Origin of the sequence: Anaerobiospirillum sp. NML120511 (genome assembly GCF_023050955.1) — a bacterium.
Taxonomy (GTDB): Bacteria; Pseudomonadota; Gammaproteobacteria; order Enterobacterales; family Succinivibrionaceae; genus Anaerobiospirillum.
Genome location: NZ_JALKIK010000004.1, coordinates 148460 through 165375 on the forward strand (window position 1 = coordinate 148460; position 16916 = coordinate 165375).

Annotated in this window: 9 protein-coding genes and 2 pseudogenes; 2 read left to right on the forward strand and 9 right to left on the reverse strand. The window is 52.8% G+C overall.

What is annotated here, in order from left to right:
* Positions 1–331: 331 nt before the first annotated feature.
* The 5 genes and pseudogenes from secG to rlmE all read right to left on the reverse strand — a co-directional run.
* A pseudogene (gene secG / locus MXE39_RS02200) lies at positions 332–625 on the reverse strand (preprotein translocase subunit SecG); the annotation flags it as partial.
* A 380-nt stretch (positions 626–1005) separates the two neighbouring features.
* Positions 1006–2346, reverse strand: coding sequence for a phosphoglucosamine mutase (glmM, locus tag MXE39_RS02205; protein ID WP_246976844.1), 1341 nt, complete (start codon positions 2344–2346; stop codon positions 1006–1008).
* Positions 2347–2939: 593 nt separating this feature from the next.
* Complete coding sequence (locus MXE39_RS02210; RefSeq protein WP_246976618.1) at positions 2940–3797, reverse strand: dihydropteroate synthase; 858 nt, start codon at positions 3795–3797, stop codon at positions 2940–2942.
* 724 nt (positions 3798–4521) lie between these two features.
* Positions 4522–6516: pseudogene (gene ftsH, locus MXE39_RS02215) on the reverse strand (ATP-dependent zinc metalloprotease FtsH); the annotation flags it as partial.
* Positions 6517–7054: 538 nt separating this feature from the next.
* Complete coding sequence (rlmE, locus tag MXE39_RS02220) at positions 7055–7726, reverse strand: 23S rRNA (uridine(2552)-2'-O)-methyltransferase RlmE (RefSeq protein WP_246976612.1); 672 nt, start codon at positions 7724–7726, stop codon at positions 7055–7057.
* 890 nt (positions 7727–8616) lie between these two features.
* Here rlmE and yhbY point away from each other — a divergent pair.
* Positions 8617–8907 carry a ribosome assembly RNA-binding protein YhbY gene (gene yhbY / locus MXE39_RS02225; protein WP_246976609.1) on the forward strand — a complete coding sequence of 97 codons (291 nt, stop codon included), beginning with the start codon at positions 8617–8619 and terminating at the stop codon, positions 8905–8907.
* A 323-nt stretch (positions 8908–9230) separates the two neighbouring features.
* On the opposite strand, the gene greA is transcribed toward yhbY, so the two are convergent.
* The 4 genes from greA to grpE form a co-directional block, all read right to left on the reverse strand.
* On the reverse strand, positions 9231–9716 hold the full coding sequence (gene greA / locus MXE39_RS02230) for a transcription elongation factor GreA (protein WP_246976606.1): 486 nt from the start codon (positions 9714–9716) through the stop codon (positions 9231–9233).
* 860 nt (positions 9717–10576) lie between these two features.
* On the reverse strand, positions 10577–11773 hold the full coding sequence (gene dnaJ, locus MXE39_RS02235) for a molecular chaperone DnaJ (protein ID WP_246976603.1): 1197 nt from the start codon (positions 11771–11773) through the stop codon (positions 10577–10579).
* A gap of 390 nt (positions 11774–12163) precedes the next feature.
* On the reverse strand, positions 12164–14101 hold the full coding sequence (gene dnaK, locus MXE39_RS02240) for a molecular chaperone DnaK (protein WP_246976600.1): 1938 nt from the start codon (positions 14099–14101) through the stop codon (positions 12164–12166).
* 719 nt (positions 14102–14820) lie between these two features.
* Complete coding sequence (grpE, locus tag MXE39_RS02245; RefSeq protein WP_246976597.1) at positions 14821–15603, reverse strand: nucleotide exchange factor GrpE; 783 nt, start codon at positions 15601–15603, stop codon at positions 14821–14823.
* A 624-nt stretch (positions 15604–16227) separates the two neighbouring features.
* Here grpE and bamE point away from each other — a divergent pair.
* On the forward strand, positions 16228–16677 hold the full coding sequence (gene bamE / locus MXE39_RS02250; protein WP_246976594.1) for an outer membrane protein assembly factor BamE: 450 nt from the start codon (positions 16228–16230) through the stop codon (positions 16675–16677).
* Positions 16678–16916: the final 239 nt, after the last annotated feature.

Sequence of the window (16916 nt, forward strand, 5' to 3'; positions counted from 1 at the left end):
CAGCCGGATCACCGATACCGTGGTGGTCGGATTACTTGTTGTTGGAGCTCTCTACAGCTTCCTTGACTTCAGCGTCGGTCTCGGCAGCCTCTTCGTTGGCGGCCTCAGCTGCATCCTTTACTTCCTCAGTAGTGGCAGAGTCTTTCTTGTCACCCTCAGCGGCAGCCTTGTCGCCCTGGTCAGCAGCCTCGCCCTCAGCGGCAGCAGCGTCATCAGCAACAGCTGCACCGTCAGCGTCGGCACCGGCCTGCTCAGCACCGTCAACAGCTGGAACATCACTGTCAGAGGTACCCAGGGTTGGAACATCACCCAGAGAAGGAACGTCTTCTGGGGACTGCTCTACAGTCTCAGTGGCTGCGGCTTCAATATTGGTAAAGTCACCGGCCTCGTTGGTGTTCTGCTTCTGTAACCAGCCGATGAAAAGGCACAGGCCAAAGAAAATAAGGGCCAGAATCCATGTGGAGCGGGTCAGGAAGTTGCCTGAGCCGGCTGAGCCGAAAACGGTATTGGCAGCACCAGCACCGAAAGAGGCGCCCATGCCTGCGCCCTTGCCCTGCTGCACCAGAATCAGGGCAACAATGGCAATAGAAACTAAAAGGAGTAATACAATGACAATTTCGTACATAGCAAAACCATTAATCACAAAATGGACAATTTTAGCTGTGGGATCATACCCGTCACGGCTGACTTTATCAAGACCTAATAAGATTCGCCCTTAAATTTATCAGCTTTTACGGCCCCGCCGGCCGGTCCGGCAGCCCGGCCCCTCCATCACAGGTACCTCAAGCTCCGGCAATGAATGCAGCGCCGCCATGCAGCCTGTCCACAGGCTGCACCTGCAAGGCCAGAGCCCCTGCCAGAGCCATGTCACAGTCGCTAATGGCTCAGTCCCTGCAGTGGCCCCAGGCTCAACTGGTTTCCCAGCAAAGACAAAACCCCGCAACTTGCGGGGTTTTGTCTTTGCACTGGCTGCGGTGGCCGCCCGGCCACTGCAGTTCGGCCGAATCAGGACTCGGTCTGGGCGCGGATGCAGTCGGCGATACGTACGGCCATGTTGTGGACCTCGGTGCTGTCCTCGCCTTCAACCATGACGCGGATAAGAGGCTCGGTGCCGCTCTTGCGCAGCAGTACACGGCCCTTGTCCTTGAGCACTTCCTCAACGGCACGTACTTCGGCCTTGACCTTGTCATCATTAAGGGCATCAAAAGAGGTGCTGAGGCGGATGTTGATAAGCTCCTGAGGGAACATGACCAGATCATCACACATCTCATCAAGGGTACGGCCCTGACGGATACAGGCCTTGAGTACCTGCAGAGCTGAGATGATGCCGTCACCGGTGGAGGTGTAATCAAGGCAGATAATATGACCGCTGTTCTCACCGCCAAGGCGCCATGAGCGCTTGATCAGCTCTTCCATTACATAACGGTCACCTACGGCAGTACGGGTAAAGTCGATGCCATGGCGCTTTAAGGCCAGCTCAAAGCCCAGGTTGGACATCTGAGTACCGACAACGCCGCCCATCATGCGTCCACGGATAGCACGCTCACGGGCAATGATGTACAGCAGAGCGTCACCATCGAGAATACGGCCATGACGGTCGACCATCATCACGCGGTCACCATCACCGTCAAATGCAATACCAAGGTCTGCTTTCTGAGCCAGGACCTTTTCAGCGAGGTGGCCAATGTGAGTGGATCCTACGCCATCATTGATATTGATGCCGTCAGGTGAGATGCCGATGCAGTGAACGTTGGCGCCCAGTTCCCTGAATACCAGCGGAGCCACATGATAGGTAGCGCCATTGGCACAGTCGAGCACTATGTTAAGGCCATCGAGATTCATGTGAGTATCGAAGGTGGACTTGCAGAACTCCACATAACGGCCCGGGGCATCATTCTGGCGGTAAGCACGGCCAAAAGAGGCAGGCTCAGCCATCTGTACCTCATGTTCAAGGGCCTCTTCAATGGCAGACTCTACCTCATCGGGCAGCTTGGTGCCCTCGCTTGAGAAAAACTTGATGCCATTGTCATAAAAAGGGTTATGGGAGGCAGAAATAACCACGCCCAGGTCGGCACGGAAAGCTCTGGTCAGATAGGAGACAGCCGGGGTAGGCATAGGGCCCAGCAGCACGGTGGAGACACCTGAGGCACTGAAACCGGCCTCCAGAGCCGCCTCAAGCATATAACCGGACAGACGGGTATCCTTACCGATAATGACACGGCCCTGATCATTCTTTAACAGTACCTTGCCTGCAGCCATGCCCAGCTTCATCACAAAGTCAGGAGTGATAGGAAACTGACCAACACGGCCTCTAACACCGTCGGTTCCGAAATACTTGCGCTTGATAGATGTCGTCATCGTGCGTCCTCTGCTCTGCGTTTCAGGCTAACCCGCCCTGTCTGTTTTCCGTATTGCTGCCGAAAGGACCTCATTGCAAGTCCATATGGCAGATAAGATTTCAGCCCCGTTACCCGCTTCAGACCGGGTCTGGTTTAGACAAAACCATAATGCGGCACGGCATCGTGCTGTTAAGTGAATATTACCCCACAGCCTAAGCAAGGCGTGTACGGCACCGGCTGCACTGGGGCAGCCTGACAGGCGCTCAGGGGCAAAATTCAGGCACCCAAGATTGTACACCACTTGCACGCACTGCAAATCCCTTTGACACTTCCAAAAAATAAAACCCGCAAAGAGTGGCTCTTTACGGGCATTGTTATGCAAAACAAAATCATGCAAAGGGCACGCAGTGCACACCCATGGCACAGCATGCGATTACCGCCCCCCAGGAACTCAGCCCCGCCATGCATTCTCAGCGTGTCTGCTGCCTGTGGCAGCAGCAGGCGACGGCCCGGGCTGAAGCTGCAGGAGAGTCAGGCAGCAGCAAACTACTGCTGGCGACGGCCTGCGCTGAAGCTGCAGGAGAGTCGGGCAGCAGCAGACTACTGCTGGCGACGGCGATTTGCCAGGTTTTTGAGTTTTTCACCTATGGCGCGGGTCAGCTTGAATGGGCGGGCACTTTGATGAAGAGCGTGCCAGCTGTTGATGGCAAGGGCAATATCGTAGACCTTGTGGGTGCGGATAATGCGCATGCCCTGCTGCTCGGCAAAGAGAGCCACAGCAGTAACAATGGACATACTCTGCTCATTGGCATAACCATCGTCAGTAACCATGCGTGGCAGAGAGCAGCTCAGCGGCAGGCCAAAGCTGTTGAAAGTCTTGAGGCGGCCGAAAAGCTTGAGGCGGTAATCAACTGAAGTGTTGATACCAATCATAGGGTCAATAAAGATCTTCTGACGGTCAATATGAGCATTCATGCAGGCATCAAGGCGCTCGTAGAAGAACTCAGAGACTACGGCACATGGGTCAACATCGTCGTCATTTTCACTAAAGCAGCATTTCTGATCGTAAAGCAGACCTGCAGCCATACCGGTCTGAGCAATGACTTCAATGGCGCCGGGCTGACGCAGGGCATCAGGGTCGACTACAAACTGTGCACCGCAGTCGGCAGCCTTTCTCATCACCTCAGGACGGCTGGTATAAACGCCGACGATAAGCTCACAGTCCTTGAGGGCCTCAAGGGCACCGCAGAGGATATCAGTCTCCTCAAACTCCGAACAGCTGTGCTCAGTGTACTTGTCTACGCTTAACTCGATGAAAGCAGCACCAGAGTCCTTGTACTCATCTGCGATTTCGACAATCTCATCAAGAGACAGAGGGTTTTTATGACTTATGTCAATAATGCCCATAATCATGGAGCTGCGCAGTGTAATACTGGTGTCTTTAAGTTGTAACTGCATAAAAACGATCTCCGCTTGAGCTGATATCTGTTTGCCTGACACTTCCGCAGCTGCATCATTGCTGAGCAGCACCGGCCTGTTCAGTTACCCTGACCCGGCCTGCAGAGCAGACAGAGGTACAAGTTAATCATATTGTATAAAGAGCATTATGACGCAAATACATTGGTGCACTTGAGACAATGCTCAAACTTTATGCTCCAGACAGGTGCCTTTTGCCCACTATTTGCCCACAAAAAGCATTGCGACATAGCAAAGTATCCAATACAGTGCACATACTACAGCCGTCCATTCAGGTCAGCCTTCAAGGCCAGCCCGGACAGCATGCGCCGGCAGCGCCATGACGCGCGGCGCCGTGCCGCGCGGCCCATGATGAGCCTTGCGGTCCCGGCTGTGCCGCACTGGAGCCTGTTTCTAAAGCCATCAGGACCATGAATTATCTGCCCCACATATGCGAAGACCCGGAAAGCACATGCCTTCCGGGTCTTGTGTTAATCAGCGCTCCTGTAAATGACAGGACGCTGTGGACAAACTACTTATCGTCCTTGTCTGACTTGTTGCCACTTGGAGTGTTAAATGGCCAGCCACGCTTTGGAGCTGAACTCTCTTCTTCGACCTTAGCCTCAGCCTTGTTATCAGCATCGGCCTCAACCTGAGTATCGCCCTTTGCTTCAGCCTTGTCCTCAGACTTGCTGTCCGCAGCCTCTGGGGCAGCAGCCGCGGTATCAGCCTTACTCTCAGCATCAGACTTTCTGTCTGCTTCGGACTTATCGCCTTCCTTGCTGTCAACCTTATCGGTCTCTTTGCTGTCAGCCTTTCCGGAGCTGTCAGAGCCGGACTCATCGCCCTTGTCTGACTTGCTGCCAGTCTTGCTGCCACGACCACGTCCCTTCTTACGGGTTTCGTCATCGGCTGCTGGTGGACGGCACTCACGACGGTTCATGAGATCGTCGATCTGGTCGGCATCAATAGTCTCATACTTGAGCAGAGCGTCCTTCATGGCCTCGAGAATATCGCGATTCTCAGTAAGCATGGTTTTGGCTCTGTCATAGCAGAAATTGATGATTTCAGATACTTCCTCATCAATGATGAGAGTGGTCTTGTCAGAAACCGGCATGGTGGAAACATGACCGCCACCCAGGTACTGAGACTGATCCTGGTCCTGATCAAACTGCATTGGAGGCAGACGCTTGGAGAAGCCCCAGCGGGTGATCATGCGACGGGCAATATCAGTAGCTCTTTCGATATCGTTGGAGGCACCGGTAGTTACGGCATCCTCACCAAAAGCCAGCTCTTCGGCAATACGTCCTGCAAACAGGGCGGAAATGCGTGAGAGCAGATACTGACGTGACTGGCTGTAGCGATCCTGCTCAGGCAGGTATGAGGTCACACCCAGAGCACGACCACGAGGAATAATGGAAACCTTGTAAACAGGGTCATGGTCAGGTACGAGCTTGCCTACAATGGCGTGACCGGCCTCGTGATAGGCGGTATTGGCCTTTTCATGATCATTCATGATGAGGCTGCGGCGCTCAGCGCCCATTAAGAGCTTGTCCTTGGCCTGCTCAAACTGAATCATGCCTACAGTACGCAGATTGCTGCGTGCTGCAGCCAGAGCGGCTTCGTTTACCAGATTGGCCAGCTCAGCACCGGAGAAACCAGGAGTACCACGGGCCAGAAGAGCGGCATCTACATCTTCAGCCAGAGGAACCTTTTTCATGTGAACCTTGAGGATCTGCTCACGGCCACGAACATCAGGCAGACCTACGGTTACCTGACGGTCAAAACGGCCCGGACGGAGCAGAGCTGGGTCCAGAACGTCAGGACGGTTGGTGGCGGCGATAACAATCACAGCCTCAAATCCTTCAAAGCCGTCCATTTCAACGAGCAGCTGGTTAAGGGTCTGCTCACGTTCGTCGTGACCGCCACCTACGCCTACGCCTCTCTTACGGCCTACGGCGTCAATTTCGTCGATAAATACGATACATGGAGCGTTCTTCTTGGCCTGGGCAAACATGTCACGTACACGTGAGGCGCCCACACCTACGAACATTTCAACAAAGTCGGAACCTGAGATGGAGAAGAAAGGAACCTTGGCTTCGCCGGCAATGGCACGGGCCAGAAGGGTCTTACCAGTACCTGGAGGACCTACCATCAGCACGCCACGTGGAATACGGCCACCGAGCTTCTGATACTTGGAAGGATCACGCAGGAAGTCCACCATCTCAACCACGTCTTCCTTGGCTTCATCGCAGCCGGCGACATCAGCAAAGGTGGTCTTTACCTGGCTTTCAGAAAGCAGCTTGGCCTTGCTCTTGCCAAAAGATAAAGGATTGCCCTTGGAACCGCCCTGCATCTGACGCATGAAGAAGATCCACACGCCAATGAGGATAATCATAGGCATCCATGAGATGAAGATGGATGTCAGGAGGCTTGGCTCCTCAGGACGGGTGCCGGAGGTACGGACATTGTGATTTAACAGAGTATCCAGCAGAGCACTGTCATGGATAGGCATAACGGTGGTGAACTGCTCACCGTTGCGCTTGAGGCCATTAATGACGGCACCGTCAAAGACCACTTCCTGCACCTGGTCATTCTGTACAGATGAGACAAAGCTGGTGTAGTCAATGCTGCGACCATTGTTCTCCGAGCTGTTGAAAGACTCAAACAGCGACATCAGAATGATCGCTATTACCAGCCATAGTATTAAGTTCTTTGCCATTCCATCCTCGTTGTTGTGTATTAACAGGCTACAGGCATCTGTCCATCATGTGCCCCAGCAAAGCGGCCATGACCGGCAGTCCTTATGCCCCTGGCTAATACACCAGTGATTTACGGCTCCGCGCTGACTGTCAGCAGCGGCTGCCATATTCCTTATCAACCAAATACAGTTGTCAGACTCTGTTGCTGTAACTTAGCAAACAGGTTGCAGCTCTTAACGGCTGCTTACGAACAGGTCTGTGGATAAACTTCCGTATCGTGCAGTGACATCACAGAGTCTGCAGATAACGGTCAGGGGTCAGGCCCTGTGGCCTGCAGGCGCATGTAAAACGTTTTCCCTGCAAAACAGTGAGTATATTATGTCTGCCTTTGTGCAGACTTAGCTGAACATGACCTCAGCGGGCCTTGCAGCGCACTGCTGCGCTGGGGGCGCACTGCGGCGTCCTGCTCATGCCGCGCTGCGTGGCAGAACTGCCAGGGCCGCCCAGGCTGCGCTGACCGCGCGCGCTGCCGGCTACTGCCGCGAGGCAACGGCTCACTTAGAGGTCTTCGTCATCAAACTCAGGGGCGACGCCGGAGAGCTCATGGCCCTTAAAGCCGGTGGCCACCATATAGACCTCTGAAGAGCGATCGCGTGAAGCATCTGGCTTGCGCACTCTTACTGTGGTGAAGTCCTTTTTAAGTTCAGCCAGGAACTCCTGAGAGCCTGAGCCGGTAAAGACCTTGACGACAAAACTGCCGCCTGGCTTTAGTACGCGGCGTGCCATATCAAGGGCCAGCTCGGTCAGCAGCATCGAGCGTGGCTGGTCAATGGCCTTGTTGCCTGACATATTAGGAGCCATGTCAGAAAGGACCACGTCGGCACCCTCGCCAATCATGCCATATAGAGTTTTGAAAACTTCATTATCGCGAAAGTCGCCCTGTAAAAAGTCAACATTGCGAATTGGTCTCATAGGCAGAATATCGCAGGCCACAATACGGCCGCTTTCGCCTACGCATTTGATGGCAAACTCAGACCAGCCGCCAGGTGCGGCGCCGAGATCAACTACGATATTGCCATACTTGATTAAACGATCCTTTTTCTGGAGCTCCTCGAGCTTGAAAGTTGCACGGGAGCGCAGGCCGCGCTTGTGGGCCTCTTTTACATAGGGATCATCAAAATGTTCTTTGAGCCAGCGAGTAGAACTGGCGCTTCTTTTACGAACCGGCATCAGCCATTTCCCCAATCAGCTTCCCAGCTGAAACAGTGAGGCAGCCATACTGCCATCAATAACACTTAATAAAGTGTTCAATTATACATATGCGATCTGTATTTTGCACAGTGGAGGGCGCCCACTGCAGATAAACTTGAGCAAAACAGCCGCACATTAAGCTGTGCATTATTCCTGGTGTTAATCCCGGGCCCTGCATGTGAATTTCAGTAAACTGTCAGTATGTAAAAATACAGCAGCAATTTCGGGGCAATAATCACATTACCCTATGCAAACTGCGCTTTAATTTTAAGCATAAACATCAGTTTAAAAACATCTCTGATAAAGATTTTCCGGCAAATTGTTTGGCAATTGCGCCAATTTTGCTCAAAAAACACCGGTTTTGAGCAAATTTTACTTTTACAGCCAATAATCACTTATACCGGCAAATATTCAGATTCTCCCTGCCCACCTGCCCAATAATCAAGTGCCACCATCCCCGGCCCTGGAGCATCATCCCATGTAAGGCACCATAGCCTGCACTGCCTGCAAGTGTGCAGGCCCGGCAGGCTGGCAGACCGACAGGCCGTCAGGCCGGCAGGCCTGCCTGCGGGCCTGAATGTATGGACTGCTGGCAGCCTCTGTCATCAGGCCATGGCGCACTGAGTCACTCTTGTGCGCCTTCTCAGGCTGCTGACCGGGACGCTTAAATCTATTACTGGACCGATGCCATCAGGTGAACAGTACCCGACGGGAATATGACTGGCAAAAGCACGGAGAATGCTGGCGTATTCATCGTAAATTCAGGGCAAATTTGAGGAACAGGCAGCTGCCGCACAGGCTGTGATTTTGCTACAATATGCGTTTGTGTTCAGGTTTGGCCTGACAAATTAACCAGGAATCTAGAAAATATGGCATTAAATGCAAAGCAGCGTCAGTTCTTAAAGGCTGAGGCTCATGCCTTGAATCCAGTAGTCATGCTCGGTAACGACGGCCTTTCTGAGAACGTGATTAAGGAAATTGACAGCTCCATTGAGCATCATGAACTGATCAAGATCAAGTTAAACGCCGGCGATGGCCGCAAGGAACAGGCTCAGCAGGCAGCTGATGCAGTAGGCGCCCAGCTTATCAATGTAGTTGGCCGTGTCGCTATCCTGTTCAGACAGCGCAAGGATGACAGCCGTTTCATTCTGCCACGCTGATATCCGGCATAATGAATCATTGCCCGATCCCAGGCACTGCAAGGCGTGCCGGCACGGGATCAAAAAAAGCTTAGTCATGAGCATGACTAAGCTTTTTTTATTGCCCCAAAGGCAGGTTACAGAAAGTTGCCCCGGCAACCTGACACTGCCAGATTACAGAAAGTTGCCCTGGCTACCTGGCACTGCCAGGTTACAGAAGGTTGCCCAGACCACCTGGCACTGCCAGGTCACAGAAAGCTGCTGGGCACCACTGCCACTGCCATGTATCAGTGGCAGCGGTTTCACCTCTGTAAAGTACTGGGATGCGGGGTATTACCTGGGCATCAGGCGATGTACTTAACCTCGGCAACCTCGTAGGTTACGGTGCCCTTAGGAATCTTGATGGCAACTTCGTCGCCCTCAACCTTGCCCAGCAGACCCTTGGCAATAGGAGTCTTGTAGGACATGAGATTGTTCTCGATATCAGCCTCGTCCTCGCCTACGATCTTGTAGGTGATTTCCTCATCGGTATCAACGTCAATAAGGGTTACTGTGCAGCCAAAGACAACCTTTAAAGGACCGCCGTGGGCCAGCTTGGTAACGTCGATAATGTTGGCAGTTGCCAGCTTGGACTCAATATCCTTGATGCGGGCTTCGCACAGACCCTGCTCTTCCTTGGCAGCATCATACTCGGCGTTTTCACTTAAATCACCGTGGCTGCGTGCTTCAGCAATGGCAGCTGTGATACGTGGACGCTCCTGAGTCTTAAGACGCTCCAGTTCATCGCGTAAGAGCTGCTCGCCACGTGCAGTCATTGGTGTCTGTTCCATGTTAACCTCAAAAATTTAACCGCCCAGCTCAACTGAGGAGGCTCTGATGGCCTTGCCTGCTTATTGCTGGCAATCATCTCTCCCTGCCCGTGGCGCCGCATCTGAGGCCGTCCTGATGACCGCTGAACTGAACTTGCCTCTGTCTTGGACAGATTAAGTGCACTCAGCTCTGTATGAGGACAGCTGCAGCCGGCAGCTGAGCAAGCTCTGGAGAAAAACCATAAGCTGCGGTTTATAACAACAAAAAACGCCTATTGCACAGCAGCAGGCGTGTAAGAAATTCAGGGACCTGATATTCCGAAGCCCGTCCCGGGGTTATGCTGCGGAACTTCATGATTATAGCATGGCCCGTACTGAGCCACTTAAAGTTATGCCCCTAACTGTCTGCAAAAATGGCTAAAATATGCCATTTTATCTCATAAGGTCATAACCCGGGCACAGTGCCCACCATAAGACCTGCCCTGGAATGTCGTGCCATCATAACGGACGTACTGCCCCGTAAGGCATGCCCTGTCAGGCAGGGTCGCATATCGCAAGGCTCCAGACAGGGAGAATCGCAAGGCTCCAGACAGGGAGATTAGCAATGCCCTCTGCATCCAGAGCTCACTTTAGTGGTGGGGAGGTCCAGAGTAGAAAATTGTTCAGGCAGATAATGAAAAAGCTCTATTGGATGGCTGACATCTAACAGAGCTTTTTTCGTATGAGCACGGCTAAAGAGCCGTAGTAAGTCTGCTCTTGAGCAAAGGTAAAGGTGGCGGGCAGCATGCTGACAGGCAAAGGCCTGTCAGCACTGCACGCAGCAGCGCAGGATGCGCCTTGCGCAGGCTGCGCGGTGATTTTTGCTGCCGCCACCCCCTGGACTATTTGCCCAGGTCCTTGAAGAACTTGCCTACCTTGTCAATGAAGGAGTCGCTCATTGGCTTCTGGCTGCTGCCTGGCTTGTGCTTGCCGCCTTCTTCCTTGCCGTCCTTGGCGTCATCCTCAAAGGACTGCTCAAGCTTGTGCAGCAGATCCTTCTGGTAGTCGTTGAGGTTGACCGGAGTCTCTACTACAACGGTGCAGTACAGATTGCCACGGGTACGGTTGGTGTAGGTTGCCTTGATACCCTTGCCGGCCAGACGGTAAGTAGTACCGGTCTGTGTGCCTGGCTCAACGGTAATAGCCAGCTTGCCATCCAGGGTAGGAACGGTGACCTTGCCACCCAGAGCTGCAGTAGTGAAAGTGATTGGAACCTCACAGTAGAGATTGTCACCGTCACGCTTGAACAGCTCATGGTCCTTAACCTGGATAACGGCGATTAAATCGCCGCTTGGTCCGCCATGAGTTCCGGACTCGCCCTCTCCCTCAACTACTACGGACTGGCCGGTATCCAGACCGCCTGGAATATTGATCTTAACGGTACGGGCCTTGTTGATACGGCCCTGACCATTACAGGTCTTACATGGGTCAGTAACTACATAACCTTCGCCATGACAGTGGTCACAGGTACGCTGAATGGAGAAGAAGCCCTGCTGGCCGATAACCACGCCCTGACCATGACATACAGGACATTCCTTGCGGCTCTTAGGATCCTTGGTACCCTCACCATGACAGTCAGGACAGGTAGTAAGGGCATTGATCTTGACCTCCTTGGTCAGGCCCTTAACAGCCTCTTCAAGGGTAAGAGGAACCATAATGCGCAGATCGCGGCCACGGGTTCTTACCGGACCTGATGGGCGACGGGCACGACGGCCGCCACCACCACCCATGGCACTGCCGAAGATGGTCTCAAAGATGTCGCCAAAATCAGCACCACCGCCGCCAAATGGATCAAAGCCTGGACCGCCGCTGTTGTTAACAGCATCAAAGCCGCCAGCATCATAGGCAGAGCGCTTCTGAGGATCACTTAATACCTGATAGGCCTCGTTGATCTCACGGAACTTGTCACCGGCATCCGGATCCTTGTTACGGTCCGGATGGAACTTCATTGCCAGGCGCTTGAAAGAACGCTTGATCTCATCATCAGTCGCGCTTCGTGCTACACCCAGCACCTCGTAATAATCACGCTTTGTTGCCATGCTTATCTCGATTAAATCTGGTACACGCTCTGTCTCCTGTTCAGGCGCCTCTTGCGCCCTGCTCATACGGATACTGCCGACAGCTCAGGATTGAATGCGTGAAAAATCTGATTGTAGGGCATTATTAGGCTTTAGAGTTCTGATGATGACATCAGCCTCAAGCAGAGCCCTAAAGCCTAAAAAGCGGAGAGAACCGGCTGAAAACCGGCCCTGAACATTTATCAGAGCAGATCAGCAGGCTCCTTCCGCCTTAGCTCAGAGCTGCCCGGCATCCCGGGCCGCCCGTTTTCTTGCTGTTTTTACCGGGCTCAGCTGTACATCTGCATAACTGAACCACGGCAATTAGGAAAGTAAAGGTTAAGGATTACTTTCAGGTATTACTTCAAGAAATTACTTCTTGTCGTCCTTAACTTCTTCGAACTCGGCATCGACTACATTGTCATCCTGCTTGGAGCCCTGTGGCTGACCCTGGTCGGCCTGCTGATAAGCACCTGCACCAGCGGCACCTGCGCCGGCCTGAGCCTGCTGCTGCTTGGCCAGGATAGCCTGTAAGGACTCGAGAACCTTCTTCTCGGAGCTCTCGATTTCATCCTTGTTGTCGCCACGTACGGCCAGTTCAAGACCGTTGATGGCACGCTCGACCTCAGCCTTGTCGTCGCCGCTGACATTCTTCTCATTGAGCTCCTTGCGGGCCATGTGAATAGTGTTGTCAGCACGGTTGCGGGCAGCGGCCAGCTCCTCGAACTTCTTGTCCTCAGCAGAGTGCTGCTCGGCCTCACGGACCATACGCTCGATATCGTCCTCAGACAGACCGGAGGAAGACTGAATAGTAATCTTCTGCTCCTTGCCAGTCTTCTTGTCCTTGGCAGATACGTGGATTAAGCCGTCGGCGTCGATGTCGAAGCTTACCTCGATCTGTGGATTGCCACGTGGGGCTGGCTCAATACCTTCAAGGTTGAACTGACCCAGGGACTTGTTGTCAGAGGCACGCTTACGCTCACCCTGCAGTACGTGAATGGTTACGGCAGGCTGGTTATCCTCAGCGGTGGAGAATACCTGAGACTTCTGAGCAGGAATGGTGGTGTTCTTAGGAATCAGAGTGGTCATTACGCCGCCCAGGGTCTCAATACCCAGGGATAATGGGGTAACGTCCAGCAGAAGAACGTCATTCTTGGCACCAGAGAGTACACCACCCTGAATGGCAGCGCCCATGGCAACAGCTTCGTCAGGGTTTACGTCCTTACGTGGCTCCTTGCCAAAGAAGTCAGCAACCAGCTTCTGCACCATTGGCATACGGGTCTGACCACCAACCAGAATTACGTCGTCAACCTCGGAAACTGACAGACCGGCATCGCTTAAAGCGGTCTTTACAGGGTCCAGAGTCTTGTTTACCAAATCCTCAACCAGAGCCTCGAGCTTGGCACGGGTGATCTTGAGGTTCATGTGCTTAGGACCAGAGGCGTCTGCGGTAATGTATGGCAGGTTAACGTCGGTCTGCTGGGAAGAGGACAGCTCAATCTTGGCCTTTTCAGCAGCTTCCTTTAAACGCTGCATGGCCAGTGGGTCCTGACGCAGGTCAACATTCTGCTGGTTCTTGAACTCTTCAACCAGGTAGTTGATGATGCGGTTGTCGAAGTCTTCACCACCAAGGTGGGTGTCACCGTTGGTAGAGAGAACCTCGAAGGTCTTCTCGCCGTCGATCTCATCGATGTCGATGATGGAAATATCGAAGGTACCACCACCAAGGTCGTAAACAGCGATCTTCTGCTCGCCCTTGGCCTTGTCCTCACCGTAGGCAATAGCAGCGGCGGTAGGCTCGTTGATGATACGCTTTACGTCCAGACCTGCAATTCGGCCGGCATCCTTGGTAGCCTGACGCTGGGAGTCATTGAAGTAGGCAGGGCAGGTAATAACGGCCTCGGTAACTTCCTCACCCAGGATGTCCTCGGCAGTCTTCTTCATCTTCTTTAAGACTTCAGCAGAAATCTGTGGAGGAGCCAGCTTGTTGTCATTTACGTTAACCCAGGCGTCGCCATTGTCAGCCTTGACAATCTTGAATGGCATGATGGAGATGTCGCGCTGGACCTCAGCATCATCGTAACGACGACCAATTAAACGCTTGATGGCAAATAAGGTCTTTTCAGGATTGGTAACGGCCTGACGCTTGGCGGCGTCGCCTACTAAAATCTCACCGTCGTCAGCATAAGCTACGATAGATGGGGTTGTACGGCGGCCCTCAGAGTTCTCAAGAACGCGAACCTTGTCACCATCTAAAACAGAAACGCAAGAGTTAGTAGTACCTAAGTCAATACCAATAATCTTTCCCATGATTTTATCTCCGCTGATTAATCTGTATCTGAACCAGGAGCAGTCAGTTAAGTCTTACATCTTTCTGCTTCACTGAATGCCTGAGCACTGCTGCCCTTTCTATTCGTCAGAAAGGCATCTTATTTAGTTAGAGCCCCTGGTGCGCAGGCTGTAAGTCTTTGCTTGTCGCTACCGGCTCACAGTGCACTGGTTCTGAAAAAATCTTTATCTCTAACTGTTTAATCAATTGGGGTTAGCCCCAAATTTTTTCAAGTACAGATCACAAAAATTTTTTAATTTTTTAAGCCCTTTCCGCCTGAATCCCTTAAACAGGCCATCTGCGCCCGCCTATCCCAGCCGCCCCGGCCAGTCCCACCTGCCCCTGCCTGTCCATGCGACCGCTGCCAGGCACTTCTGCGCCCGCCCATCCTTACAGCCTCTGCCATCACACCTGACCAGGCCTTACCAGGCACAGCCACACCTTCCCAGGAATGATGCCCGGCACAGCCACACGAAGATGGGCCATATGCCCCTGTTGACTGGCCATAACTGGCTATGAGTACTTTAAGCGCAAGGGCGTGACGTGCGGCAGAACGTTGCGACAGTCAGCGCCCCAGGGGCGCTGAAAAAAAACAGAACCCGGATGACCAGTGGTCAAATCCGGGTCCGTTTTCCTGCGGCCAGAGCTCAGTCACCGGCCACGTCAGCTGCACAGACAGTGCAGCCATACACATGACTGATTAGCCGTTCTTGGCTACAACCACCATGGCTGGACGCACTACACGACCATTGAGGGTGAAGCCCTTTTGCATGGTGGACAGAACATGGTTATTTGGAACGTCTGCTGATGGCACCATGGAAACAGCCTGGTGGAAGTTAGGGTCAAAAGGCTGGCCAGTTGGATCAACCTGATCTACACCAAAGGACTGCATCTCCTTTAAGAAAAGGGCAAGGGTGTTCTCTACACCGTCCAGGGTAGCCTTTGTAGCCTCATTGTTACGATCGCTGTACTCAAGAGCCTTCTCCAGAGCGTCATATACAGGCATGAGGGAGTTTACAAACTTCTCAAGAGCATACTTGCGCTCACGCTCAATGTCCTGTGCAGCACGCTTACGGATGTTGTCAGCCTCGGCAACAGCACGAATCATCTTGTCATGCTCTGAGGCAACGGTCTGCTTGAGGATCTCAATCTGACCCTGAAGGTCGCTGATAATGGCGGCAGCATCATCCCCTACAGGGGGAGCCTCGACAGTATCGCAGTCATCCTGGGTGTAATCAGTATCGTCATCATCTTCAATATCATCTTCGCTGACGACGTTCTCATCAGTAGGATCGCCATTGGCATTAAAAGCGGCAGCCTTGCTGAAACGTGGCTGCTGAATGCCATTTGCCTCAGCCTGGGCGCGGGCATACTCCTGAGCCTTGCGGGCAGCGTAGTCTGCCTGATCCTGAGCAGTGCCGGCAGCACCTTCTAAAGTATTAATGGCATCCTGAACACTCTTGTTATTCTCAAAATCTTGCATCTGCTTGTTCCTGCATGAATCTGTCTTACAAAAACCAATATACCGGAAGCTCTGGCTTCGAGCATCTGTGTGCCTGCTCAAACATGCCGCAGATGCAAGCCTGACAGGGACAGATAACCTGAGCGCTTACCGTGCGGCTGACTGCTACCTTTTCCTCAGCACAAGCCCCGTATGACAGCTGATGTTTTAGTGCCAGTAATGTCACAGTAACAGTATCCTGCAATGGCTGCTTATGCTGCAGTCTGTGCCTGAACATGCGCTCTTATGACGGTACTGACAGAACTTGCTGTCCCGGTCTTTGCTCTGCTGAGGAAAAACCAGCAGTTTGCAGACAGGAAAAAGAACTTCCAGCCACAGGCGGGAAGTACCTCCAGTTTATATGGAGCCATGGACGGGCAATTTCAAGGGAGCTTGGTCAAATCTTTTGCCTTTTTGTTAAAATAGAGCGGCTTTTGTCCCCCAAAGGCGCTGCAAGGGAGCTGACAGCAAGGCTGGAGCTTTATCGGCAGCCCCAACAGGACATGGCAACGGGCAGCAAGGTTCTGCCATATTTATCCGGAGACCTCGCTCTGGCTGCGAGCCTGTCCCGGCTGCTTATCTCAACCAGGGGCTTTTTTAAAAAACATGAAACTGAGCACCAAGATTTTCTCTGTATGCGCTATTGCTCTGGCTGCCGTTGCTGTTAATGGCTGTGCTTACCGTGTCGATTTAAAGCAGGGTAATTACGTTGAACAGGAAGCCATCAATCAGCTCCGTCAGGGCATGACCGCCGAGCAGGTACGCTTCATTATGGGTACCCCAATGCTCACTGATGCCTTTGACAACAGCCGCTGGTACTACGTGCATTATGACCGCAGAGGCTGGACCCGCCCTGACATTGCCAACCTGGTTCTGGTCTTTGAGGGCCGCCTGCTCAAGTCTGTTGAGGGTGACTTTGAAATGCCTGCCAGCTTCTACAGTGGCCAGGACAGCATTCAGAAGATCGATTTCAGCAATCTTGAAGGTCAGGAACAGGCCACTGCTCTGCCACGCGATGGGCAGACCTCCTATCAGGCCGATCCTGATAACAACTGATAACACCATCTGTCAGCAGCAGTATGCAGCTGCACTGATCTGATGACAGGTTACAAGCGCCCTGGCCAATGGCCGGGGCGCTGTCATTTTGACCACTTGGTTTCAACACAACTAAGGAACTGTAAGCAATTAAATTGATCTTTTAAAACCATTGATTCGATAGTTCCAGAGAGGAAATGGCCCAATGGGTTCCATGTCTATCGATTTCATCTGGGCATCACTGATTTTGATGCCTGTTT

Excerpts from the sequence above, each read along its gene's own strand:
- MXE39_RS02210 (WP_246976618.1), bottom strand. The coding sequence starts at position 3,797 with ATGCAGTTACAACTTAAAGACACCAGTATTACACTGCGCAGCTCCATG.
- rlmE (WP_246976612.1), bottom strand. The coding sequence starts at position 7,726 with ATGCCGGTTCGTAAAAGAAGCGCCAGTTCTACTCGCTGGCTCAAAGAA.
- yhbY (WP_246976609.1), top strand. The coding sequence starts at position 8,617 with ATGGCATTAAATGCAAAGCAGCGTCAGTTCTTAAAGGCTGAGGCTCAT.
- greA (WP_246976606.1), bottom strand. The coding sequence starts at position 9,716 with ATGGAACAGACACCAATGACTGCACGTGGCGAGCAGCTCTTACGCGAT.
- dnaJ (WP_246976603.1), bottom strand. The coding sequence starts at position 11,773 with ATGGCAACAAAGCGTGATTATTACGAGGTGCTGGGTGTAGCACGAAGC.
- dnaK (WP_246976600.1), bottom strand. The coding sequence starts at position 14,101 with ATGGGAAAGATTATTGGTATTGACTTAGGTACTACTAACTCTTGCGTT.
- grpE (WP_246976597.1), bottom strand. The coding sequence starts at position 15,603 with ATGCAAGATTTTGAGAATAACAAGAGTGTTCAGGATGCCATTAATACT.
- bamE (WP_246976594.1), top strand. The coding sequence starts at position 16,228 with ATGAAACTGAGCACCAAGATTTTCTCTGTATGCGCTATTGCTCTGGCT.